Genomic DNA, 21,893 nt, shown 5'->3' with positions numbered 1-21,893 from the left:
TTACCTCAGCCGACGGTCAGGATGATCTTGCCGAACACGTCGCGGCCTTCCATGCGCTTCAGCGCCGCGTCGATCCCGTCGAAATCGACCTGCGTGTCGATGACGGGATGCACCAGCCCGGCTGCCATCTTCTGCATGGCGTTCGCCATGTTCTCCATGCGGCAGCCGAAGGAGCCGAGCAGCTTCAGCTGCTGCTGGAAAAGCTGCATCAAATTCATCTGCGTCGAGACGCCGGAAGTCGAACCGCAGGTGACCAGCCGCCCACCGCGTTTCAGCGACAGCATGGAGCCTGCCCAGGTATCCGCGCCGACATGCTCGAACACGACGTCCACGCCCTTCTTCTTCGTCAGCTTGCGCACGACGCCCTCGAAGCGGTCCTCGCGGTAGTTGATGACGTGGTCCGCCCCAAGCGCCTTGGCCTTTTCGATCTTGTCGTTGGAGCCGACGGTGGTGATCACCGTGCAACCCATCTTCTTGGCAAGCTGGATCGCCGCCGAGCCGATGCCCGATCCGCCTGCATGGACGAGAATGGTTTCGCCGGGCTCCAGCTTGGCGTTGTCGAACAGCATGTGCTCGACCGTGCCGAAGGTCACCGGTGTGACCGCCGCGCCGATCGCATCGACGCCGGGCGGTGCCGGCACCAGAAGGCGCGCCGGCAGGTTGATCTTCTCCTGCGCAAAGCCGTCGAGGTGAAAGCCGTGCACGCCGGAAACGTGCTCGCACAGATTGTCCCGGCCTTCGCGGCAGGCGCGGCACAGGCCGCAGGTGCGTGCGCCGTAGATCGACACCAGTTGGCCCGGCACGAGATTGGAAACGCCGGGACCAATGGCCTCGACTTCGCCGGAAGCTTCCGCGCCGACGGTCAGCGGCAGCTTGCGCTTGGCAAATGCCATGCCACGCCAGCCCCACACATCGATATGGTTGAGCGCCACCGCCTTGATTCTGAGGGTGACTTCGCCGAGCGCGGGCTGAGGCGGCTCAGGGACCTCGACGGCCTCCAGTCGGCGGTCGGCGATGAGTTGCAATGCGCGCATCAGGCAATCCTTCGATCTGTAAGGGCCGTCCGCCCGGCGGCCAACAGGTTGCCTGCGCTTAAACGGGTTCCCGCGCCATGACAAGGCAGGTGTTCTGGCCACCGAAGCCGAACGAGTTGGACAGAACGGTGCGTACGCTGGATTCCCGCTTCACGTTGGGCACCACGTCCAGGCCGATCGCCGGATCGGGATGGTCGTAGTTGATGGTCGGCGGAATGACGCCCTCGCGCATCGTCATCAGCGAGAACGCGGCCTCGATCGCGCCAGCGGCGGACAGCGTGTGGCCGATCATCGACTTGTTCGACGAAACCGGAATGCTGCTGATGCGCTCGCCGAACACCGTCGACAGCGACAGGTGCTCCATCTTGTCGTTTTCCGGCGTCGAGGTGCCGTGTGCGTTGATGTAGTCGATCTCGTTGTCGCTCAAGCCGGCATCGGCCAGCGCCGCGCGCACCGCCGCGATCGCCGGCGAGGCGTCGGGCTTGGAGCGGGTGCGGTGGAAGTCGTCGGCCTTTTCGCCGCAACCGCGCAGGATGCCCAGAACGGTCGCGCCGCGCGCCGTCGCTGCTTCCAGCGATTCCAGCACAAGCGCCGCCGAGCCTTCCGCCAGCACGAACCCGTCGCGATCCTTCGAGAACGGCTTCGATGCCTTTTCCGGCGCATCGTTGCTGGTCGAAAGCGCGGAAAGCAGCGAGAACCGAATCAGCGCCTCGGCCGTTGCCGAACCGTCCGCCCCGATGGACAGCGCGCGTTCGCATTCGCCGCGCCGTATCGCCTCGACACCGAGCTGGATCGCGGTCGCGCCGGACGCGCATGCGGTGGAAAGCGTGATCGGCAGGCCGGTGGTGCCGAAGCGGTCCGCCAGCCGGTCGGCGATGCAGCCGAACTGGGCGGTTTCGAACATGTCGAGCGAGTTCAGTCCGCGCGCCACTTCGAGCAGGCGCTCGGGCGCGGGCTTGTCCTTGCCGTTGTTGTAGAGCGCGAAGCGGTCGTGCCAGTCCAGTTCCATCGGCGGCGAGGCGAGGAACAGCGGTCCGCCGAAATCCTGCACGTCGAGGCCGGCTTCCGCCACCGCTTCCTCCGCCGCCGTTTCGGCAAGGTCGTAGGTCAGCGCGCTCGCGCCCTTCGTACTCGACTCCAGGAAATCGACCATGCCCGAGATCCGGGTGCTGAGATGATCGACGGGAAAGCGCGTGATTGGATGGATGCCGGATTTGCCGGCCGTCAGAGCAGCCCAGTTTTCGGCCTTGCCCTTGCCGAGCGAGGTGACGACGCCGATGCCGGTGACGGCAACGACCGGCCTGCCCAGGTGATCCTTGAACTTCGTCATATCAGGCTCCAGACCCCAACGGTCCCCATGGCTAGCCGGCCTTGCCGACCAGCGCCATGCCCTCGAAATGGTGATAGCCGATCGCCGTTGCCAGTACGGTGGTCGGCGCGCCGGCAAAAACCGGCTCCTCGGCAGCGAACGGCGGATAGGCGGCATTGTGATGGATGGCGAGTGCGGCCAGCGCCACGGCGAATGGAAATTGCGCTTCCTTCATGTGGCCGGTCAGCGTCGAGAAACCGCGCGCCGCAAGCCCGGGCGCCGCGTCGAGCGCAGCCTTCTCGGCGGCGGTCGCCTTGTGGCTGCCGGAAGCGCCGGAAATCGTCAGCACCTCGCCGCCGGGCAGTTGCGCCTGGGAAAGCAGCGCAGCGATCCCGGCCTGCAATTCGCCGAGTCCGCGCCGCGCACGCCCCGAAAGCACCGGGCCTAGCGTGGCGTAGATGCGGTGGCCGCGCTTTTCGGCATGTTCGCGGCTTTCCAGGACGAGGAACGCGCCGCCCGATCCCGTCACCACGCCGCCGCCTTCCGCTCCCTGCCGCTGCCAAACCGGCTTCCAGTCGCCGCGATGCAGGTAGCCGGCCAGTTCATAGCCCAGAAGCATGTCGGCATGTTCAGTCTGGAACGCGCCGCCCACCAGCATATGCGTCGATTGGCCGGAGCGGATGCGCGCCGCCGCCGTTTCGATTGCCGAGACGCCGGCGCCTTCCTCGCCCATGAACGTGCGCGAAGACCCCGTCACCTTGTGGACGATCGAGATATTGCCGGCGAGGAGATTCGACAGTTGCGCCAGGAACAGCGTCGGGCGCAGTTCGGTGGTCAGCTTCTCGTTCAGCAGCACGTCGCGGTCGCTTCGCTTTTCCGAAGCCGCCAATATGTCGGAATCGACCGCCATGTCGCGCTCGCCGCCGCCGGCCGCAACCACCATGTCCATGGTGGTGCAAAGCTCTTCATTGTCCTTGATGCCGGCATCGTCCAGCGCAAGGCCCGCCGCATAGGTGCCCAGCCGCTGCCACGTCTCCATCTGGCGCTGGTCGCCACGCTTGGCGATCTGCAAATTCCAGTCGATCTCGGGCAGGGGGTGCACCGTATAGGGCGCGAACCGCTCCGCATCCAGCACAGGCTTTACACCTGGCGTTGTCAGCTTTTGCCAGTGGGCGTCAGGGCCTTCTCCCAGGGAAGAGACAAGGCCGAGGCCGGTGATGACGACGTCGTGGGCGTTCATGTGGCTCTTGGTGGATCAGGCGGCGTGAGGCGTCAAGGGGTTGCCGCCTGTGAGGCGATGGATCAGGCGCCCTTGGCGGCAACCAGTCCGTCGATCTTGGCGCACAGGTTCTTCATGACGAAATACTCGTCGGTCGAAGCCTTGCCGTCGTTCACTTCCTGGGTCCACTTTTCCAGCGGAACCTTGATGCCGAATTCCTTGTCGATGGCGAAAACGATGTCGAGGAAGTCGAGGCTGTCGATGCCCAGATCGTCGATGGTGTGGCTCACGGGGGTGATCGTGTCGATGTCGATCTCGCTGGTGTCGGCAATGATCTTGGCGACTTTTTCGAACGTGGTGGACAAGGGCTGTTCCTTCGGTTTGCTTGCGAAACCTGCTTTCAGGCGTTGGGCGCTGTCTAATCGGTTTTTCCGGGCAGGAAAAGGCCGAATGTGGCGTTACTATAGCCAACGGCCGGCTCAAATGCTGGCAGTTGGCATCGCCATGTTATGGTGACGCAAGGTTAAGAACGGGAGAACGCGATGCTCGACAAGGATGCGACCGAGTTCGACGGGGCCTGCCATTGCCGGGCAGTGCGCTTCCACGTTCGACTGTCGGAAGGGTTGCACTCTGCCCGGCGCTGCACCTGTTCGCTTTGCCGCATGCGCGGCGCGGTGGCCGTTAGCGCGAGGCTTGACGATCTCGAAATACTGGAAGGGCAGGAGATGCTGACGCTCTACCAGTTCAACACTGGTACGGCGAAGCACTATTTCTGCTCCCGGTGCGGCATCTATACCCATCACCAGCGGCGCTCGGACCCCAGCCAGTACGGCGTCAACGTGGCCTGTCTCGAGGCTGTCAGCCCGTTCGACTTTGAAGAGGTACCCGTCACGGACGGGGTCAACCACCCATCCGTTGGCAACGGGCAGGAGGGCGATGGAATTTTCGGCGTGCTCAGGTTTCAAAGCGTTCGATAGCTAGGGACAGGCTCTGGAAAACGACTCGTCCCAGCACATCAGGCTACATGAGCATCGGAAGCGCAGAAGGCTGCCGTTTGCAGGCCACCATCATCCAAATCCCCACACCCCCTAGAAAACGACCCGCCCCAGCACCCTTAATCCGTCCCCCTGCGGCTCCACGATCACGGCTTCGCCTTCGCGTGGCGATACGCCGGTGAGTTCCATGATGTTTTCCAGATGGGTCACCATGACCAGCAGGTCGGAACCGGAATAAGCGCGGATCTCGTCCATGATCGCGGCCTTCTGCTTGGTCTTCGCGGCTTCGTCTCCGGTCATCGGGTCGAGTGCGGCAAACGCTTCGGGCTCAGCTTCGAATGCGATGCGCGCGGTGTCGAGGCAACGGCAGTACCGGCTCGATTGCACGCGTTCGATCGGTGCTGCGCGCGCGCCGAACAGGGCGCCGATCTTGCGCGCCTGCTGCTTGCCGCGTTCCGACAAATTGCGCTGCGTGTTGCATTTTTCGATATCGAAATTGGCCGGTTCGCTGGTGCCGCTGGTCATCGCATGGCGCAGCAGCACGACATGGCCGCCGTCGCGCAAGGCGGCCCAGCCAGCATCGGTAGCGTGTGCGGAAAAAGGCAGCATGAAAAGCAGAAAGGCAATAAAAAATCGCACCACAAGCAGTCCCGTTTACGGCAGCATTGCCGGTTCAACTCATATAGGGACCGCAAAGCTGCCTGAAAGACAAGCAGCGCCGCTGCTCTCCCGGCGTCAATTGTCCGTGGGACGGGTGCCATCCGTGGTTGCGCCCGGTGTGATTCCTTGGGATTGGTGATTTTTCTCGCACTGCAGATTTTATTCCGGGAAGTCCATGTCTCCGCTCACTGAAACGGTCCTTTTCGTCTTCGACCTCGTTGCGCTGGGATACGTTGCGGCATTGAGCGGCTATCTGAAGGCGGGCAGCGGCGAAGTTCTTGCCCAGTTTGCGGTCGGCATTGCCATGCCGGTGCTGCTGTTCCGCACGATGGCCAAGGTCGACTTTCACGGCGCGGCGCCCTGGTCGCTGTGGGGAGCCTATTTCAGCACCATTGCAATAGCCTGGACCGTCGGCCATCTGGTCACCACTCGCCTGTTCGGGCGCGACGCACGGGCAGGGGTAGTGGGCGGCGTTTCCTCTTCCTTCTCGAACCTTGTCCTGCTCGGCATTCCGTTCATGTCCGGCATATTCGGCCAGCACGGCGTGGATATCCTGTCGCTGCTGGTCTCCGTTCACCTGCCCGTCATGATGATGGCGTCGGTCATCCTCTTTGAGAGTTTCAGCCGCGTCGAGGGTCAGCCCATGGATGTGGTGAAGGTCTTGCGCGCCTTTCTGCGCAAGGTTTTCGTCAACCCGCTCATCATCGGCATTCTGGCTGGGCTCGTGTGGCGCATGACGGGACTGGAATTGCCGGGGCTCGGCACACGGCTCGTGGACGTGCTGGCAAATATTGCCGGCCCCGTAGCCCTGTTTGCGATGGGTGCGGAACTGAGCGGCTTCGGAATTTCCGGCAATCTGCGCGCCGCCCTGTCGCTCTCGGTGGCCAAGCTCATGCTCATGCCCGCCGTGGTGCTCCTGTTTGCACTCGCATTCGGCTTGCCGCCGCTCACCGCAAAGGTAGCCGTGGTCGCAGCCTCGATGCCAGCTGGCGTCAATTCCTATCTGATCGCCACGCAGTTCGGCACAGGGCAGGCTCTGGCATCGAGCCAGATGACCTTGTCCACGGTTTTGGCCGCCTTCACCACCGGCATATGGTTGATGATCGCGACTTCCGTCTTTGGTTAGATTCGCGCTGGCCTATAGCTTATATTAGGTCCAGAGATTGATCGGCGCGCTTGCCCTGGGGTATGAGCGCTGATCGGACGCGTGCTCCATCACAATGCGTCCTACCGCGAAATCACCATTTCGGCGCCAGCAGCGCCAAACGGAGGCAATATCATGCTCCAGAAGACCAGCCATTTCATGCGGCAGGCCAATCTCATCAATGGCGAGTGGGTTCAGGCCGATTCCGGCAAGACCATCGACGTCATCAACCCGGCCACCGGCCTCAAGATCGGCACGGTGCCGAAGGCCGGTGGTGCCGAAACCCGTCGCGCCATCGAAGCCGCGCAGGAAGCTTTCAAGTCGTTCCGCAAGACTTCGGCCCTTGAGCGTTCCAAGCTGCTGCGCAAGCTGCACGACGCCATCATGGACAATCAGGACGTTCTGGCCGAACTGCTCACCTTGGAGCAGGGCAAGTCGCTGACCGAATCCAAGGGTGAGGTTGGTTCATCGGCAGCCTACGTCCTATGGTTCGCCGAAGAGGCGCGCCGCACCTATGGCGATGTCGTGCCGTCCCCGTGGGCGGATCGCCGTATCCTTGTCACCAAGGAGCCGATCGGCGTCATCGCCGCCATCACGCCGTGGAACTTCCCGTCCTCGATGCTGTCGCGCAAGCTCGGCCCGGCGCTTGCTGCCGGCTGCACGGCTGTGGTCAAGCCGGCGTCGCAGACCCCTTACTCCGGTCTTGCCTGGGGTGCGCTGTGCGAGGAAGTCGGCTTCCCCAAGGGCGTCGTCAACATCGTCACCGGGTCGGCTGGCGAGATCGGCGACGAGCTTTGCACCAATCCTCTGGTCAAGAAGATCACCTTCACGGGCTCGACCGAGATCGGCAAGATGCTGATCCAGAAGTCCGCGACGACCGTCAAGAAGGTCTCGATGGAACTGGGTGGCAACGCGCCGTTCCTCGTCTTTGACGACGCCGATCTTGATCGTGCGGTGCAGGGCGCCATTGCCGCCAAGTATCGCAATTCCGGCCAGACCTGCGTCTGCACCAACCGCTTCTTCGTTCAGGAAGGCATCCACGACAAGTTCGTCGAGAAGCTGGCCGAAGCCTCGAAGAAGCTCAAGGTCGGCTCCGGTCTCGATGATGGCGTGCAGCAGGGTCCGCTGATCGACGTCAAGGCGGTCGAGAAGGTTGAAGAGTTCATCGAAGACGCCGTCGCCAAGGGTGGCAAGATCGTCTCCGGCGGCAAGCGTCATGCGCTTGGCGGTTCCTTCTTCGAGCCGACGGTCATTTCCGGCGCCAAGTCCAACATGAAGTTCATGAAGGACGAGATCTTCGGGCCGATCGCACCTGTCTTCAAGTTCAAGACCGAGGCAGAGGCTATCGAGCAGGCCAACGACACCGAATTCGGTCTTGCGTGCTACTTCTATACTGGCGACCTCGGCCGCGCCTTCCGTGTCATGGAAGGCCTGAAGTACGGCATGGTTGGCGTCAATGAAGGCATCATCACCACGCCGGAAGCGCCGTTCGGCGGCGTCAAGGAGTCCGGTCTTGGCCGTGAGGGCGGCCATCAGGGCATGGATGATTATCTCGACACAAAATACGTCTGCATCGGCGGCCTCGGCCTCTGATCGCAGCCGATCGATTTTGACGAACGGGCGCGCTTCAAACCGCGCCCGTTTTTCATTTTACGCATGCCTCTCTGGTGGCTTTTTGGCCTTGATGCCCGCATGCTTGTGCAGCGATCGGCTTTTTTCCGGCCAAGGCGGGATTAGGCCGGCATCTGCCGGCGTTACTATTGCAAAGGGAGCGGTTTTGGCATCGTTGGGGCGTTATCTTCTGGCCGCTTTTGGACTCGCTGCGGTGCTGCTCGGCGTTCTGGCTGCCGTCTATGTAAGCGGATTCGGCCGCCACGACGCCGCCTCGGATATTTCCCGCTCCCGCAAGACGGCAAACGGACTTTTCATGGTCTCAATCGAGCCGGAAAAAGGAGCCGTGCGGCAAGGCGAGCTTCATACGTGGCTGGTCACCGTCACCACGGCTGCCGGCCAGCCGGTTGAGTATGCCGCAATCGATGTGTCCGGCGGCATGCCGGAGCACAATCACGGTCTGCCGACCAGCCCGCAGGTGACCGACTACCTCGGCAATGGCCACTACCGCATCGAGGGCATGAAATTCACCATGCGCGGCTGGTGGCAATTGCGCCTGTCGATATCGGCGGCGGCCGGCTCCGACACCGCGATCTTCAACCTGGCGCTATGAGCGGACCATGACGCGCATCGCTGCGGTTTGCCTTGCCTTCGCATTGATGGCGACGCTGGCCGCTTGCGGCAAGCCGCAATTCTCCGACGCCGAGAAGGCGACAATCGCCTCGCTCGCGCTTTCGGCCTTGCCGCTGCTCGAACCGGACACCACCAATCGCTTTGCCGATGATCCCGGCGCTGCGGCTCTCGGCTCGACCTTGTTCTTCGACCAGAAGCTTAGTCGCGACGGCACGGTTTCCTGTTCCACCTGCCACAAGATCGAGCGACAGTTTCAGGATGATCTGCCGCTCGCCGTCGGCGTTGGCCGCACCAACCGGCGCACCATGCCGCTCGCCGGCGTTGCCTATAACGCATGGTTCTTCTGGGACGGGCGGCGCGACAGCCTGTGGTCGCAGGCGCTGACCCCCCTGGAAAATCCGCTCGAACATGCCGGCAACCGCGCCGCCTACGCCCACTACATCGAGGCGCGCTTCGGCGAACGCTACGAGCGCATCTTCGGTCCGCTGCCCGATCTTTCCGCCGTTCCCGCCAACGCGACCCCGCTCGGCGCCGACGTTGAAAAAGCGGCATGGGCATCCATGACCGATAGCCAGCGCGATGGCGTCAACCGCATCTTCGTCAACATCGGCAAGGCCATCGCCGCTTTCGAGCGCTCTCTGATGCCGCCGCCGACCCGCTTCGACCGCTTTGCCGAAGCGCTCGCTTCCGGCACCGAACCGCAAGGCGACGCCATTTTATCGGACGAGGAAGTGCAGGGCCTCAAGCTGTTCATCGGCCGCGCGAACTGCGTCACCTGCCACAACGGTCCGCTGTTCACCGACGGCAGCTTCCACAATGTCGGCGTCCCGCCCGCCGCGAACCTGCCGCCCGACCGTGGCCGCATCGATGCGGTTGCCGAGGTCGAGGCCGACCCGTTCAACTGCCTTGGCCCATATCGCGACGGCGGACCCGATGCCTGCGGCGAGTTGCGCTTCATCCGCAAGACCGGCGAGGAACTGGTGCGCGCCTTCAAGACGCCGTCGCTGCGCGGCGCTGCTACCCGTCCGCCTTACATGCATGCCGGCCAGTTCGCCACGCTTGAACAGGTCGTGGCCAACTACCTCGACGCCCCGGCCAGTGTCGAAAGCACGACTGAGCAGCATCCCGTCCAGCTATCCGAACGCGAACGCGCCGCGCTCGTCGCCTTCCTGAAGACGCTCGGCGAATAGGCCTACCGGTCCTTGACCGTCTCCATCGCCACAAAGGTCGAGGTCTGCGCCACATGCGGCAGCGCCGAGATGCGCTCGCCCAGCACGCGGCGATAGGCGGCGATGTCGCGCGTGCGCACCTTGAGCAGGTAGTCGAAGCTCGACGCCATCATGTGGCACTGTTCAATCTCCGCCACGCTCTGAACCGCGCGGTTGAACGCATCCAGCGCCGCTGAGCGCGTGTCCGACAGCTTCACCTGCACGAAGGCGACATGGCCTTCGCCCATCCGCTCGCGGTCGATGATCGCCGCATAGCCACGAATGTAGCCGTCCTTCTCCAGCCGCTTCACCCGTGCCTGCACCGGCGTCTTGGATAGCCCCACCTTGCTTGCCAGCTCCGCCATCGAAAGCCGTCCGTCGGCGGCCAGCGCCGTCAGGATGTTCCTGTCGATGCGGTCCAAATGGTCTTCTGATGCGGATTTCACAGGCGTCTGAACTGTCATGGCCGGCTAGGATAGTCCAAACATCCTGCCTTGTCGATTTCTTTGGACCGGCCAAAAATGCGGCCTTGTGCTAGCTTTTGTCATCGGTCCGGCCCGCGCCGGTCCGCTTCGCATCGCACTCGTTCCGACAGGACCATCATGGCCACCCTCGACGCCATCCGCCAGCAGATCCGCGCCAACTATCTTCCAGACGAAGACGCCGCCGTGAAGCGGCTTGTCGAAACCGCGAACCTCTCGGCTGCCGAGCGCAAGGCCGTCTCGCAGCGCGCCGCCGATCTGGTGCGCGCCGTGCGCGGCTCGTCCGATCCCCGGTTGATGGAGGTGTTCCTCTCCGCATACGGCCTCTCCACCAAGGAGGGCGTGGCGCTGATGTGTCTGGCCGAGGCGCTGCTGCGCGTGCCCGATGCCGAGACCATGGATGACCTCATCGCCGACAAGATCGCCCCGCACGACTGGTCGGCGCATTCGGGCGGCTCGTCCTCCATTTTCGTCAACGCCTCCACCTGGGCGCTCATGCTCACCGGCCGCGTTCTCGACGAAGACGAAGGCGGCATCGAAGGCATGCTGCGCTCCATGGTGCGCCGCCTTGGCGAGCCGGTCATCCGCAAGGCCGTCGCCGCCGCCATGCGCGAAATGGGCGAGCAGTTCGTGCTTGGCCGCAGCATCGCCGAAGCCATCAAGCGCGGCCGCCCCATGACCACCAAGGGCTACCTCTATTCCTTCGACATGCTGGGCGAGGCGGCCCGCACCGAGGCCGACGCGCTGCGCTATCACCGCGCCTATGCCGACGCCATTTCCTCGCTCAATTCGGGCACCAACGGCCCCGACATCCGCAAGAACCACGGCATTTCGGTAAAACTCTCGGCGCTGCACCCGCGTTATGAAATCGCCCAGAAGGAAGCCATGCTGCCGGTCATGGCGGATCGGCTGCTGTCGCTTGCGCTCGCCGCCCGCAACGCCCGCATGGGCCTCAACATCGATGCCGAGGAAGCCGACCGCCTCGATCTCTCCCTCGATGTCATCGAGCGCGTCCTTGCCGACGACCGGCTGGCCGACTGGAATGGCTTCGGCGTTGTCGTCCAGGCCTACGGCCCGCGCTGTGCCTTCGCCATCGACTGGCTGTATGCGCTGGCGAAGAAGTACAACCGCAACATCATGGTGCGTCTGGTCAAGGGCGCGTATTGGGATACCGAAATCAAGCGCGCCCAGACCATGGGCCTGTCCGGCTACCCGGTCTTCACCCGCAAGGTGAACACGGATGTGTCCTACATCGCCTGCGCCCGCAAGCTTTTGTCGATGACCGACCGCATCTACCCGCAGTTCGCCACCCACAATGCGCATACCGTCGCAGCCATCCTGTCGATGGCTGCGGATCGCGACAGCTTCGAATTCCAGCGCCTGCACGGCATGGGCGAGCAGTTGCACGAGGCCGTGCGCAAGGCCGAGGGCACGCGCTGCCGCATCTATGCCCCGGTCGGCGCGCATTCCGACCTGCTTGCCTATCTGGTCCGCCGCTTGCTGGAAAACGGCGCCAATTCCTCCTTCGTCCATCAGTTGACCGACGAGGACGTGCCGCCTGAGGAGATCGCCCGCGACCCTCTCGAAGCGGTCGAACATCAGGGGTCAGCCGCCAATCCCAACATTGCCCGCCCGCTCGATATTTTCGGCAAGGACCGCCCCAATTCGAAGGGCTGGGACATCACCGATGTCGTCACGCTGGCCGAGATCGAAAAGGGCAGGGCGCCCTTCATGGGTCCGAACCGCTGGCAGGCCAAGCCGCTCACCCGTGCCCCCGCACCGGGCAAGGCGCGGCCTGTCACCAACCCCGCCAATCCCGCTGACACCGTCGGTACGGTGACGGAATCGAGCCAGAAACAGGTAACGGCAGCCGTCAAGATCGCCGTCGAGGCGCAGCCCGCCTGGGCGTCGCGCTCCGTTGCCGAGCGCGCGGCCATCTTGCGCCGTGCGGCCGATCTCTACGAAAAGAATTCTGTCGAGTTCTTCGCGCTGGCGACGCGCGAGGCGGGCAAGACGCTGGCCGACGGCGTTGCCGAAGTGCGTGAAGCGGTCGATTTCCTGCGCTACTACGCCGCCGAAGCTGCCAATGCCGAGCTTGGCACGCAGGCGCGCGGAGCCGTCGTCTGCATTTCGCCGTGGAACTTTCCGCTCGCCATCTTCACCGGCCAGGTCGCTGCTGCGTTGGCCACCGGCAATGCCGTTCTCGCCAAGCCGGCCGAGCAGACCCCGCTGATCGCTTTCCGTGCCGTCGAGTTGCTGCGCGAAGCCGGCGTGCCGGAAGATGTGATCCAGCTTCTGCCGGGAGATGGCCCCAGCGTCGGCGCGCCGCTCACGGCAGACCCGCGCATTGCCGGCGTCTGCTTCACCGGCTCCACCGAAGTCGCCAAGCTGATCGAAAAGCAACTGGCGGCCACTGCCGCGCCCGATGCCATGCTCATCGCCGAGACCGGCGGCCTCAACGCCATGATCGTCGATTCCACTGCGCTGCCGGAACAGGCGGTGCGCGACATTCTCGCGTCGTCGTTCCAGAGCGCCGGCCAGCGCTGCTCGGCGCTGCGCGTGCTCTATGTCCAGAAGGACGTGGAAAAGAAGGTCATGGAGATGCTGACCGGTGCAATGAAGGCGCTGACAGTCGGCGATCCGTGGCAGCTTTCAACCGATGTCGGCCCCGTCATCGATGACGAGGCGAAAGGCTCCATCGCCGCCTACTGCAAGGACATGGAAGACAAGGGCAAGCTCATCGCCAAGCTCGATGTGCCCCATGATGGCCGCTTCGTCGCTCCGCATGTCCTGTCGGTCAGGGGCATCGAGGATATGCAGCGCGAGGTCTTCGGTCCGGTCCTGCACGTCGCCACCTTCGACGCGGAGAAGATCGACAGCGTTATCGCGGCCATCAACCGCAAGGGTTATGGCCTGACTTTCGGCCTGCACACCCGCATCGAAGGCCGCGCCCAGCACTTTGTCGATGGCATCCATGCCGGCAACATCTACGTCAACCGCAACCAGATCGGCGCAGTCGTCGGTTCGCAGCCGTTCGGTGGGGAAGGGCTGTCCGGCACCGGTCCGAAGGCCGGCGGGCCCCACTATCTGCGTCGTTTCCGCAAGGGGCCGGAAGCCGGTTCGGCCCAGGCCGAAGGTCGTGCTGTCCCTGCCACCGAGTTGAAGGACAACCTGCCCGATCCGGCACTTGGCGAATGGTCAACGCGGGCGGATCGCGTCGGCATCCTGCGCAAACATTTGCGCGGCAAGGGCGCTGCGGCAATCGCTGCCGCTGCGTCGCTCGATTTCGGGCAGGTCGATCTGCCGGGACCGACCGGCGAGGCCAATTCGCTATCGCTGGTGCCGCGCGGGCGCGTTTTGGCGCTTGGCCCGGATGCCGAGACCTTGCTTGCGCAGGTCATCCAGGCGCTCGCTGCGGGGAACGCTGTACTTGCGGTTGCTCCCGGCGCACCGTCAGCGCTTTCGCCGCTCACCGGCAAGGGCATGCCGCTGGCTGCTCTCGATGGCCAGCTGGACCCCGCAGATATTGCCGCGTTGAACATCGATGTGGTTGCGTTCTCCGGCACATCTGACGACATGAAGGCCCTCCGTGCCGCTGTCGCCCATCGCGAGGGGCCGATCGTGCCGTTGGTCAGCGAGGTCCTTTACCCGGCTGCCTATGCGCATGAGCGCGCCGTTTGCGTTGACACCACCGCCGCCGGCGGCAACGCCAGCCTGCTCGCGGCGGCTTGAGAGCGTAGCGTCTCACCCTTGTTGCCAGCCCTGCCATCTGGCAGGGCGCGCATCCCTATGCGTCGTCATCCCGGAATTTTCTTTCGAGCGGAGCGAGGAAGGACTATCCGGGATCCATTCCGTGACATCGCGGCACTACTCTGGGCACCAGCGCGCTTACTCTCCCTTTGGAGGAAAAGGCTCGATCCGGTTGCCGATCGAGTGCCTCGTCAGGCACCCCCCTCTGGCCTGCCGGCCATCTCCCCCTCAAGGGGGGACCGGTTGCCGATCGAGTGCCTCGTCAGGCACCCCCCTCTGGCCTGCCGGCCATCTCCCCCTCAAGGGGGGAGATCGGCAGCTTCAAGCTTACAGCCGCCTCTGTGACCTCAGGGCCGGATGAAAGCATGGCAATCGAGTGATCTCCCCCCTTGAGGGGGAGATGGCCGGCAGGCCAGAGGGGGGTGTTGTTCTTGTGAGGCTTCTGATCGCGTAGTGGACAAATCGCGCCTCCCCACAAAATCTTGCGCCCCACTTATCCCCACCTTCGGCACCTCCCGCATACTCGCTGCCATCGCCCTTGCGGGAGACCTGGTGCGCACCGGGTATCAGGGAAGGGTGTCGGTGCCGGATTGGTCGCATGACGGTGTGCGGCTGGGTGATGAGCCCCGCCACCGGACGGGCGGCCGCAAGGCCGCACTACTTACCTAAACGAGCGACCGAACGGCCGCCCGTCCTCCCGACCTCTCAGATGAGGTCAGTTCTTTGACAATGGCCAGACGGCATTAGCCGGGCGTGGCGATGATGAAACATATCCATCTCTACGTCATCCCAGGGCGGAGCAGGCCGAAGGCCGTTGCGGAGGCCTTGGGATTCATGCCGTTACAGCGCGGCAGCGCTCAGATTTCCTCGGGAGCGCATCCGAACTTCAGCAGATTGCCGTGCGGATCCCAGACGTAGAATTCCTTCATGTTCCAGGGACGCACGGCAAATGCGCTGAGCTTCTCGACGCCACGCGCCGAGAACTCGGCATGTAGGAATGGCACCTCGCCGCCGCGAATGTAGCAAGCCGAAACTTCAGGCAGCTTGCGGTCGTCGGTCTTCCAGAAATGGATTTCCATCTCATTGCGGCGAACGATCAGGTATTGCTCGGCTTCGTAAAGTTCGACATCGAAGCCGAGCTGGTCCCGATAGAACGCCTGCGTGACCCCGATATCGAGCGAAGGCAGTATCGGAATTGTTCGCGCCGGGTCGGCAGGTGCCTTTGTGGTCATGCGCCCTCTACGGAAGCAAAGCCTTCGAACTGCGGGTGACCGAAGACAGTCAGCTTGCTGGTGCCGGCATTCTTGTGCGAATCGCGGAAGTTCTGCGATTTGGTCCAGGCGACGAAATCGGCTTCGCTCTGCCACACGGTGTGGGATGCGAACAGCGTGTAGTTCTCGGCTTCGTTGAAAGCGCCGCGGAGCAGGTGGAACTGTTCGAAACCGTTCATCTCGTTCAGCGTCGAGTTTCGGTTCTTCCAGACGTTTTCGAACTCCTCTTCCATGCCCTTGATGACCTTGAAGCGGTTCATGGCAACATACATTGTGGCTATCCTCTCTGATTAATGCCGGATGGCTGTTGGAAACTTGGCTCCTCAGCGAACGCCGAGTGGCAGGGTAAACGCCCAGCTGGATCGTCCAGCCTCGGGCGGGATTGGCGGGAAGGGTGCCGCGCGGCGCACCATGGCAATTGCTGCCTGGTCGAGTTCCGGTGAGCCGGAACTGCGAACGACGCTGACGCCGCCGACACCGCCGCCGGCGTTGACGACGAATGTCACGTGGACGTCGCTTCGCGCCTTGGAGCGCGCCGCACGCGAGATGGAGCGAACGGCGCGGCGCAGCTTGGCCGCGACCTTGCCGGGGTAATTGGAAACCGCCGCGTTACCTGCGCTCGAACTTGCACCTTTTTTGGCAGCGCTCGCTGTCTTACCCTGCGCATCGCCGTCCACGACGCCGCGTTTGGTGTCGGCCTGGTTCTTGCCGCCGGAGCCGGCCGCAGCCTTTTCCTTCGCTGGCGGTTTGGCGGGAGCTTTTTTCTCTTGCGGCTTTTTCGCGGCCTTCTTCACCGGCTCCGGTTTCTTGGCCTCGGCAGGCTTTGGCTTTTCAACCGGCTTGGGTTCCGGCTCGGGCTCGGCGGTCACGCGCTCGGGCTTCGGCTCCGGCACTGCCTCCACGACCTCGGGGGTCTCAGGCTCTATGGCCTCAACCACCGGCGCAACGACATTTTCGGTGTTCTCGGGCGTCACGGTTGTCGACGTCAGCACCTCGGGCATCGGGCTTGCCACGGCAACCTGCGTCGGCTCGTCGGGAACCGGTTCGACCTTGTCGGGAACGGCTGCCGCTTCGGGGACATCCTCAGCCACCGGCTGGACAGTCTCCTGGACAGCTACCTCGGGCGTGACCTCTTCGACCGGCTCCACTGCCTCGGCGGTCTCCACCGGCTTGGCCTCGACAGTCTCGACCGGCTTGGCATCGAGCAAGGGAATGATCGTCACCTTGGTGACGTCGGCCTCCGTCGCTGTATCGCCGGCGGCGCTCTGGTCTTCGGGTGCGTTGCCCAGCAGCACCAGACCGGCTTCCTCGCCGCCCTCGATGAGGATTTCGTCGGAGCCGGTGGTGATGAAGGCAAAGGCAACCGCTGCGTGGAACACGCACGATGCGATCAGTGAAGCTTTCCACTTGCGGCTGCGCGCAGTCGGCTTGGCGCGGACAGGATCAAGCGGCTCCAATGCAGCTGGCGCCAGCTCCGCGCTGGTTCCTGAAAGCGTCGCCTGTTCGGATTTGTCGCGCATGCCGATCTGGAGCGAGCCGCGCGGAATGGCGAAATCGGGATCGTCTGGCTCGGGTTGCAAGACGGAAAGCCCGGCCAGTGGCCAGACCGCCGTCGTGCTACGCGAAAATGCCGGTTCCAGACCCAACGCCACAACACCCCAAGATCATATGCCGAAGGCTATGCCCGTCTTCGTGCTGGTCTTCAACCGCTGCATGCACGTCGCCGGTTCAATGCCGGAGCCCGCGCATTCGGTGGAGTTGTTGACCAGCGCCCGGGAAACCTTGGCGCAGTCCGTGCCGGCAAGATCGAAACGGACCACCTTTGTCTTTCCAGCCGGAAGCTCCTTGAAATCAAGAACGGTCAGGCGGTCGACGACGCCCGTCTCGTTGAACAGCGCGATCTCGTAGGCCGCCTTGGAAAGATCGGACCCGAGGCTGTTGTTGACCACGAAGGTGAGGCGGCAGCCCTTGTCGGAAGGCTGCGCGCCGTTGAGTTCAAGCGACAGGGCAGGTCCGGGCGCAGCTTCTTGGGCAAGAACTGTGCACGGTAGAAGCAAGGACGCCATCATGGACAAAGCTATTTGATAGCGTCTCATTTCCATTGCCTCAGTAGTCGAACTTGCGTGCGAGCGAGATCTTGAAAGTGCGCCCCTGTGCGGGCGTGCCTTCCAGGAATTCCCTGTATTGCTTGTTGAAGATGTTCTCGATGCGGAAATCTGCTTCGAGATTTTTGAACATCCCTTCCTGCGGCTTCCAGGTTACGAAGATGTCGTGCGTTGCAAAGCCCGGCGTGGCAACGCGCGTATTGGGCGTTCCGGTGACCCGGTTCTGGGCGGCAACGAACCTTCCGGTCCAACCGAAGGATACGTCACGGTCCGGCACGCGGCTGCCGACAGTCAGGGAAAGTTCATCTGGAGCAACCGTGTTCAGCGGCCGTCCGGTAATCTTGCTGGTGCCACGGACCATCGAGTAGCCGGCGTTGGCAAACACGAAGTCCGAGTCATATGCCACTTCGAGTTCGGTGCCATAGATCTCGGAGAGGCCGGTGTTCGTGTAACGCGGGCTGACGCCCGTGCCGTTGTCGACAATCATGTCGCTGACATCGTTGTAGAAGCCCGTCGTCTTGAAGCTGAGCGCGTCTCCGGCTGTGGCAAGATCGTAGGCCGATACGGAAAAGCCGAGTTCGTAGTTGTCGGATTTTTCCTTGTTCAGTCGTGAGGTAAGCGCTCCGCTGTCGAACACTTCATCGATCGATGGCGTGCGCTCGGTATGGGCGTAGGAACCGAACACCGCGAAGTTGTCGTTGAACTTGTAATGTGCCGCCAGCTTCGGCGAGAACGCCGTATCATTCTGCGTGCGCTCGGGCGTAAGGCCAATGGATGTGAGCCACTGCCAGTCGACGCGCGCACCGGCGATGAGGGTGAGACGCTCATCCCAGACGAATTCGTTCTGCGCAAACAGACCAGTCTGGATGTCACGGCCCCTTGGGTGGGTTCCCGAAAATGTGCGTTCGGTCAGGCGGGTCTGATCTGCGGTCTGCGAGCCGATAGTCAGGTAGTTCGTGAAATTCTCGCCGACATGCTCAAATGTGTTCTGGATGTTGTATTGATAGGTCGAGTAGCTGAACGACCGGTTCAGTGAACCAATCCCCGCATTGTATTGATCGCTTATAGTGTCGCTGTATGAGAACTGAGCTTTGAGATCGAGCCAGGGATTGTCGGAGGCGGGGTTTTCATAGGACAGGATAATACTGGAATCCGTCACCTTTCGATCAACAAGCCCAAATCCCGCTTCCGTGTCCACCTGGCTATAGAACTGACGATTCTGATCGGATACGAAATGCTGGTGCGAGAGCCGAACCACTTGCTCGTTGTTGTCGCCAAAACGAAGCGTTCCCTTGATCAGCCCGGTTGGATAACCCGTTTCGGAACCTAGAATTTCGGTGCCGTTGCCGCTGGTGAAATTGTCGGCATGGCGGTAGTTGCCCATCGCCAGTACTTCAAAATTGTCACTGAAGCGGTGGGCAAGAATGGCGGACCCCATCAGGCCGTCAGGGTTCGAGTCATAGGTGCCTTTGAGCCTCACAGCCCTGGTCTGTCCTTCGGCGATGAAATCGGACGCGTCTTTGGTGGTGAAATTCACCACACCTCCCAGCGCGCCCGCTCCGTAGAGCGTGGAGGAAGCCGGGCCGCGGAGGACTTCGACGCGCTTGTAGAGTTCCATGTCGGTGAACAGCCCGCCCATGCGATACTGTTCGTAGAATTTGTTCACGCCGTCGATGTTGACGATGATGCGGCCCTCTTCACCGCCCGATTCCGGGCCGCCGACGCCGCGCATGTTGAAGGTTTGGCCAAGCACACGCTGGCTGCCGGAGAGATTTATGCCAGGAATTGTCTTGATGACATCGCTTACAGTTGTCGGAATATTCTGGTCTATGTCTTCCTGATCGACGACGCTGACCGATTGCGGCGTGTCGATGGCGATCTTCTCGGCGCCCGCGCCCAGGATCAAACGCTGAAGTAGGGTAACACGCCCCTTCTTTTCAGCTTCGTTTGTTTGCTGCGCATGGGAGACCTGTACCCCCACAAGAACCGCTATTGCCGCTCCGCACATCAGAGCAGCCGTATTCCGAGCCACCAGCCCCATGTCCCAACTCCTGGTGTTTGAAACCATCTGTTGCTGGCTCGCGTGCGCTTGCTGGCATTTTTAATCACTTACCGCACGTTAAATGTTGACTCATTTGGTCCGGTATTGCACTGACTAATAAACATGATTATTCGAGTCAAGAAATGAATTGGTCATTTCTGAAATACCCGTGGCCACCTAACGAAAGGGACCGAGACCGATGAATGCTCATACTCCCAACGATTTCCGCCATCGCTTCCGCCGCCCCGAACAGGCGACGACGGTCCGGGTCGAACGTGCTCCGTTCTCCGTCAGGACGCTTTCAAGCAACAGCCTGTTCCAGGGTGAACACGAAATCGGCATCGAGCATCACGGTGCGCTCTACCGGTTGAAGATCACCCGGCAGGGCAAACTCATCCTCAACAAGTAGTACAGGCGTCGCAAACCCAGACGATGCAATGCGTCGCGAGCACAGGTGAATAATGGACCAGCGCGTAAAACCAAGCCCGAGCGAAATTCGTAGGGCTCGATCCGACAACCCCAAAATGCGTGAGCGCGACCTCTCCAGTCAGCTCGGTATTTCTGAAGCCGAGTTCGTAGCTGCTCATTGCGGTGAGGGCGTGGTGCGGATCGAACCGCGCGTCAGCGCCGTCCTCAATGGCTTGACCGCAGTCGGCGAGGTCATGGCGCTGACGCGCAATGAAAGTGCGGTCCATGAAAAGATTGGCGTCTACGACAAGATATCGGTAGGCGAACACAACGCCATCGTTCTCAATCGTGACATCGATCTACGGATTTTCCCCAAGAGCTGGGTACACGGGTTTGCCGTGGAGAAGCGAAGCGAGGGCGAAGTTCGCCACAGCTTGCAGTTCTTCGACGGCGCAGGAGATGCGATCCACAAGGTTCACCTGCGTCCAGCGTCGAACCTCTATGCATTCCAGAAGCTGGTTGCGGACCTTCATTCGGCGGATCAGGGCCCATCCATCGATGTGGTTCCGCAGGCTGCGACAGATATTGAGGAGTCGCCTGACGCAGCCGGCACGGAGGATTTGCGCGATCGCTGGAGCAAGCTGACCGACGTCCACCAGTTCTTCGGCATGCTAAAGGCACTGAAGCTGAACCGCCGCCAGGCAGTGCGTATGGTGGGGCAGGACTATGCATGGAAGATCGACAATGAGGCCGTGGCGGCCCTTATGCATCATGCCGCTGCCGAAGCTACGCCGATCATGTGCTTTGTCGGCAATAGAGGCTGCATCCAGATTCACTCTGGCCCGATCAAGTCGATAAAGCCGATGGGGCCGTGGTTGAACGTCCTCGACGAGACGTTTCACCTGCATTTGCGCCTGGATCACATCGATGAGGTATGGGGCGTACGCAAGCCGACCAAGGATGGCTTTGTCACCTCGGTAGAGGCGTACGACGCACAAGGTCGTATCATCCTTCAGTTCTTCGGGGAGCGCCACGAAGGCGAAACCGAGCGCATGGATTGGCGTTTCCTGGCGGAAAATCTGCCGAAAGTTTCCACGTCCAAGGCTGCTTGAGGGTATCGGTATGTCAGTTTTTTCGCGGTTTGCCGCAAGGACGACTGCAGGCCTTGCGATATTGCTGGCCCTCAGCGCACCTTCTTTCTCCGATGAATCCGTAGGCGCGTTCAAGGATCCTTCGAAGATCGCTTCGATTGGAGGCTCCATTACCGAGATCGTCTATGCGTTGGGTGAAGAAGGGCGTCTTGTCGCCCGCGATTCGACCAGCCTGTTTCCGGAAGCTGCATTGAAGCTTCCCGATGTCGGTTACATGCGCCAGCTTTCGCCGGAAGGTGTCTTGTCGGTAAACCCCAGCGGCATCCTGGCCCTGGAGGGAAGCGGTCCAAAAGAAGCGATCGATGTCCTGAAGAAGGCCAGTGTACCCTACATCGAAGTGCCGGAAACGTTCGATCACGAGGGCATCCTCGAGAAAATTCGCGTCGTGGGCGCCGCTCTGGGAGCGTCGGAGAAAGCTGCGGCGCTCTCCTCCGAAGTTGACGCCAAGCTCAAGAGGGCCGAAGCGCAGACCGCCTCGATCAAGGAGCGCAAACGCATCCTGTTTATCCTGTCGATGCAGGGTGGAAAGATACTTGCGTCGGGTTCCGAGACGGCTGCGGACGGTATCATCCGGCTGGCCGGTGGCGTGAACGCGATCGAAGGCTTCTCCGGCTACAAGCAATTGGCCGATGAAGCGGTTGTCACGTCACGTCCCGATATCATCTTGATGATGGACAGGGGTGGAGATCACTCGGTTGCAAATGACGACTTGTTCAAGCACCCCGCCATAGCACCGACCCCAGCAGGCGAGGCGCACGCAATCCTGCGGATGGAGGGCGGCTATCTGCTTGGCTTTGGTCCTCGCACCGCGGATGCCATCCATGATCTCGCCGTATCGCTCTACGGCAACAAGATCACCGATTGAACGGGCT

Annotated in this window: 20 protein-coding genes; 9 read left to right on the top strand and 11 right to left on the bottom strand. The window is 62.2% G+C overall.

What is annotated here, in order from left to right:
- Positions 1-5: 5 nt before the first annotated feature.
- From ASD50_RS18760 to ASD50_RS18745, 4 genes are all read right to left on the bottom strand, one after another.
- On the bottom strand, positions 6-1,034 hold the full coding sequence (locus ASD50_RS18760) for a zinc-binding dehydrogenase (RefSeq protein WP_056244518.1): 1,029 nt from the start codon (positions 1,032-1,034) through the stop codon (positions 6-8).
- A gap of 58 nt (positions 1,035-1,092) precedes the next feature.
- A complete protein-coding gene (locus ASD50_RS18755; RefSeq protein WP_056244516.1) occupies positions 1,093-2,364 on the bottom strand; it encodes a beta-ketoacyl-ACP synthase in 1,272 nt (423 codons plus the stop codon).
- 31 nt (positions 2,365-2,395) lie between these two features.
- Positions 2,396-3,583 (bottom strand): beta-ketoacyl-ACP synthase, encoded by a 1,188-nt coding sequence (locus ASD50_RS18750; RefSeq protein WP_056244514.1) that lies wholly within the window; start codon positions 3,581-3,583, stop codon positions 2,396-2,398.
- Positions 3,584-3,645: 62 nt separating this feature from the next.
- The gene (locus ASD50_RS18745; RefSeq protein WP_056244511.1) at positions 3,646-3,927 is read right to left on the bottom strand and encodes an acyl carrier protein; all 282 of its coding nucleotides are present in this window, start codon (positions 3,925-3,927) and stop codon (positions 3,646-3,648) included.
- Positions 3,928-4,104: 177 nt separating this feature from the next.
- Between ASD50_RS18745 and ASD50_RS18740 the strand changes: the two genes are divergently transcribed.
- Positions 4,105-4,539, top strand: coding sequence for a GFA family protein (locus tag ASD50_RS18740; protein WP_056244509.1), 435 nt, complete (start codon positions 4,105-4,107; stop codon positions 4,537-4,539).
- A 111-nt stretch (positions 4,540-4,650) separates the two neighbouring features.
- Here the strand turns inward: ASD50_RS18740 and ASD50_RS18735 are convergent, their stop codons facing one another.
- Positions 4,651-5,199, bottom strand: coding sequence for a histidine phosphatase family protein (locus ASD50_RS18735; RefSeq protein ID WP_056244506.1), 549 nt, complete (start codon positions 5,197-5,199; stop codon positions 4,651-4,653).
- A 193-nt stretch (positions 5,200-5,392) separates the two neighbouring features.
- Here ASD50_RS18735 and ASD50_RS18730 point away from each other — a divergent pair, with 193 nt between their 5' ends.
- The 4 genes from ASD50_RS18730 (at position 5,393) to ASD50_RS18715 (ending at position 9,795) form a co-directional block, all read left to right on the top strand.
- Entirely contained in the window at positions 5,393-6,343 is a 951-nt protein-coding gene (locus ASD50_RS18730) for an AEC family transporter (RefSeq protein WP_056244503.1), read from the top strand.
- Positions 6,344-6,496: 153 nt separating this feature from the next.
- On the top strand, positions 6,497-7,954 hold the full coding sequence (locus tag ASD50_RS18725) for an NAD-dependent succinate-semialdehyde dehydrogenase (protein WP_056244830.1): 1,458 nt from the start codon (positions 6,497-6,499) through the stop codon (positions 7,952-7,954).
- A 184-nt stretch (positions 7,955-8,138) separates the two neighbouring features.
- Complete coding sequence (locus tag ASD50_RS18720) at positions 8,139-8,585, top strand: FixH family protein (RefSeq protein ID WP_056244826.1); 447 nt, start codon at positions 8,139-8,141, stop codon at positions 8,583-8,585.
- A gap of 7 nt (positions 8,586-8,592) precedes the next feature.
- Positions 8,593-9,795, top strand: a complete 1,203-nt coding sequence (locus ASD50_RS18715) for a cytochrome-c peroxidase (RefSeq protein WP_056244498.1) — start codon at positions 8,593-8,595, stop codon at positions 9,793-9,795.
- 2 nt (positions 9,796-9,797) lie between these two features.
- Here ASD50_RS18715 and ASD50_RS18710 read toward each other — a convergent pair whose 3' ends face one another.
- Positions 9,798-10,277, bottom strand: a complete 480-nt coding sequence (locus ASD50_RS18710) for an Lrp/AsnC ligand binding domain-containing protein (RefSeq protein WP_056244495.1) — start codon at positions 10,275-10,277, stop codon at positions 9,798-9,800.
- A 138-nt stretch (positions 10,278-10,415) separates the two neighbouring features.
- Here ASD50_RS18710 and putA point away from each other — a divergent pair, with 138 nt between their 5' ends.
- Entirely contained in the window at positions 10,416-14,027 is a 3,612-nt protein-coding gene (putA, locus tag ASD50_RS18705; protein ID WP_056244492.1) for a bifunctional proline dehydrogenase/L-glutamate gamma-semialdehyde dehydrogenase PutA, read from the top strand.
- An 875-nt stretch (positions 14,028-14,902) separates the two neighbouring features.
- Here putA and ASD50_RS18700 read toward each other — a convergent pair.
- Genes ASD50_RS18700 through ASD50_RS18680 form a run of 5 tightly spaced genes read right to left on the bottom strand, consistent with a single transcriptional unit; the run spans position 14,903 to position 19,462 of the window.
- Positions 14,903-15,277: a bleomycin resistance protein gene (locus tag ASD50_RS18700; protein ID WP_056244488.1), complete on the bottom strand. Its 375-nt coding sequence runs from the start codon at positions 15,275-15,277 to the stop codon at positions 14,903-14,905.
- Entirely contained in the window at positions 15,274-15,588 is a 315-nt protein-coding gene (locus ASD50_RS18695; protein ID WP_056244485.1) for an antibiotic biosynthesis monooxygenase family protein, read from the bottom strand. Before ASD50_RS18695 ends, ASD50_RS18700 begins: the two co-directional genes overlap by 4 nt.
- Before the next feature lie 51 nt (positions 15,589-15,639).
- Positions 15,640-16,962 (bottom strand): TonB family protein, encoded by a 1,323-nt coding sequence (locus ASD50_RS18690; protein ID WP_056244480.1) that lies wholly within the window; start codon positions 16,960-16,962, stop codon positions 15,640-15,642.
- An 18-nt stretch (positions 16,963-16,980) separates the two neighbouring features.
- Positions 16,981-17,385, bottom strand: coding sequence for a hypothetical protein (locus tag ASD50_RS18685; protein WP_413813907.1), 405 nt, complete (start codon positions 17,383-17,385; stop codon positions 16,981-16,983).
- Positions 17,386-17,422: 37 nt separating this feature from the next.
- Entirely contained in the window at positions 17,423-19,462 is a 2,040-nt protein-coding gene (locus tag ASD50_RS18680) for a TonB-dependent receptor domain-containing protein (protein WP_082549737.1), read from the bottom strand.
- A 199-nt stretch (positions 19,463-19,661) separates the two neighbouring features.
- Between ASD50_RS18680 and hemP the strand changes: the two genes are divergently transcribed.
- The 3 genes from hemP to ASD50_RS18665 are packed head-to-tail and all read left to right on the top strand — an operon-like array spanning position 19,662 to position 21,886.
- Positions 19,662-19,871, top strand: coding sequence for a hemin uptake protein HemP (gene hemP, locus ASD50_RS18675; protein WP_056244473.1), 210 nt, complete (start codon positions 19,662-19,664; stop codon positions 19,869-19,871).
- Between the two features lie 52 nt (positions 19,872-19,923).
- Positions 19,924-20,982, top strand: a complete 1,059-nt coding sequence (locus tag ASD50_RS18670) for a hemin-degrading factor (RefSeq protein ID WP_056244470.1) — start codon at positions 19,924-19,926, stop codon at positions 20,980-20,982.
- Positions 20,983-20,992: 10 nt separating this feature from the next.
- Positions 20,993-21,886, top strand: a complete 894-nt coding sequence (locus tag ASD50_RS18665) for a heme/hemin ABC transporter substrate-binding protein (RefSeq protein WP_056244466.1) — start codon at positions 20,993-20,995, stop codon at positions 21,884-21,886.
- The last annotated feature ends 7 nt before the right edge of the window (positions 21,887-21,893 follow it).

Source organism: Mesorhizobium sp. Root552 (assembly GCF_001427285.1).
Lineage (GTDB): Bacteria > Pseudomonadota > Alphaproteobacteria > Rhizobiales > Rhizobiaceae > Mesorhizobium.
The sequence above is the reverse complement of the archived record's forward strand: the minus strand, read 5'-3'. Positions and strand labels throughout refer to the sequence as shown.

Excerpts from the sequence above, each read along its gene's own strand:
- ASD50_RS18760 (WP_056244518.1), bottom strand. The coding sequence starts at position 1,034 with ATGCGCGCATTGCAACTCATCGCCGACCGCCGACTGGAGGCCGTCGAG.
- ASD50_RS18755 (WP_056244516.1), bottom strand. The coding sequence starts at position 2,364 with ATGACGAAGTTCAAGGATCACCTGGGCAGGCCGGTCGTTGCCGTCACC.
- ASD50_RS18750 (WP_056244514.1), bottom strand. The coding sequence starts at position 3,583 with ATGAACGCCCACGACGTCGTCATCACCGGCCTCGGCCTTGTCTCTTCC.
- ASD50_RS18740 (WP_056244509.1), top strand. The coding sequence starts at position 4,105 with ATGCTCGACAAGGATGCGACCGAGTTCGACGGGGCCTGCCATTGCCGG.
- ASD50_RS18730 (WP_056244503.1), top strand. The coding sequence starts at position 5,393 with ATGTCTCCGCTCACTGAAACGGTCCTTTTCGTCTTCGACCTCGTTGCG.
- ASD50_RS18725 (WP_056244830.1), top strand. The coding sequence starts at position 6,497 with ATGCTCCAGAAGACCAGCCATTTCATGCGGCAGGCCAATCTCATCAAT.
- ASD50_RS18715 (WP_056244498.1), top strand. The coding sequence starts at position 8,593 with ATGACGCGCATCGCTGCGGTTTGCCTTGCCTTCGCATTGATGGCGACG.
- ASD50_RS18710 (WP_056244495.1), bottom strand. The coding sequence starts at position 10,277 with ATGACAGTTCAGACGCCTGTGAAATCCGCATCAGAAGACCATTTGGAC.
- putA (WP_056244492.1), top strand. The coding sequence starts at position 10,416 with ATGGCCACCCTCGACGCCATCCGCCAGCAGATCCGCGCCAACTATCTT.
- ASD50_RS18700 (WP_056244488.1), bottom strand. The coding sequence starts at position 15,277 with ATGACCACAAAGGCACCTGCCGACCCGGCGCGAACAATTCCGATACTG.
- ASD50_RS18695 (WP_056244485.1), bottom strand. The coding sequence starts at position 15,588 with ATGTATGTTGCCATGAACCGCTTCAAGGTCATCAAGGGCATGGAAGAG.
- ASD50_RS18685 (WP_413813907.1), bottom strand. The coding sequence starts at position 17,385 with ATGATGGCGTCCTTGCTTCTACCGTGCACAGTTCTTGCCCAAGAAGCT.
- ASD50_RS18680 (WP_082549737.1), bottom strand. The coding sequence starts at position 19,462 with ATGGGGCTGGTGGCTCGGAATACGGCTGCTCTGATGTGCGGAGCGGCA.
- hemP (WP_056244473.1), top strand. The coding sequence starts at position 19,662 with ATGAATGCTCATACTCCCAACGATTTCCGCCATCGCTTCCGCCGCCCC.
- ASD50_RS18670 (WP_056244470.1), top strand. The coding sequence starts at position 19,924 with ATGGACCAGCGCGTAAAACCAAGCCCGAGCGAAATTCGTAGGGCTCGA.
- ASD50_RS18665 (WP_056244466.1), top strand. The coding sequence starts at position 20,993 with ATGTCAGTTTTTTCGCGGTTTGCCGCAAGGACGACTGCAGGCCTTGCG.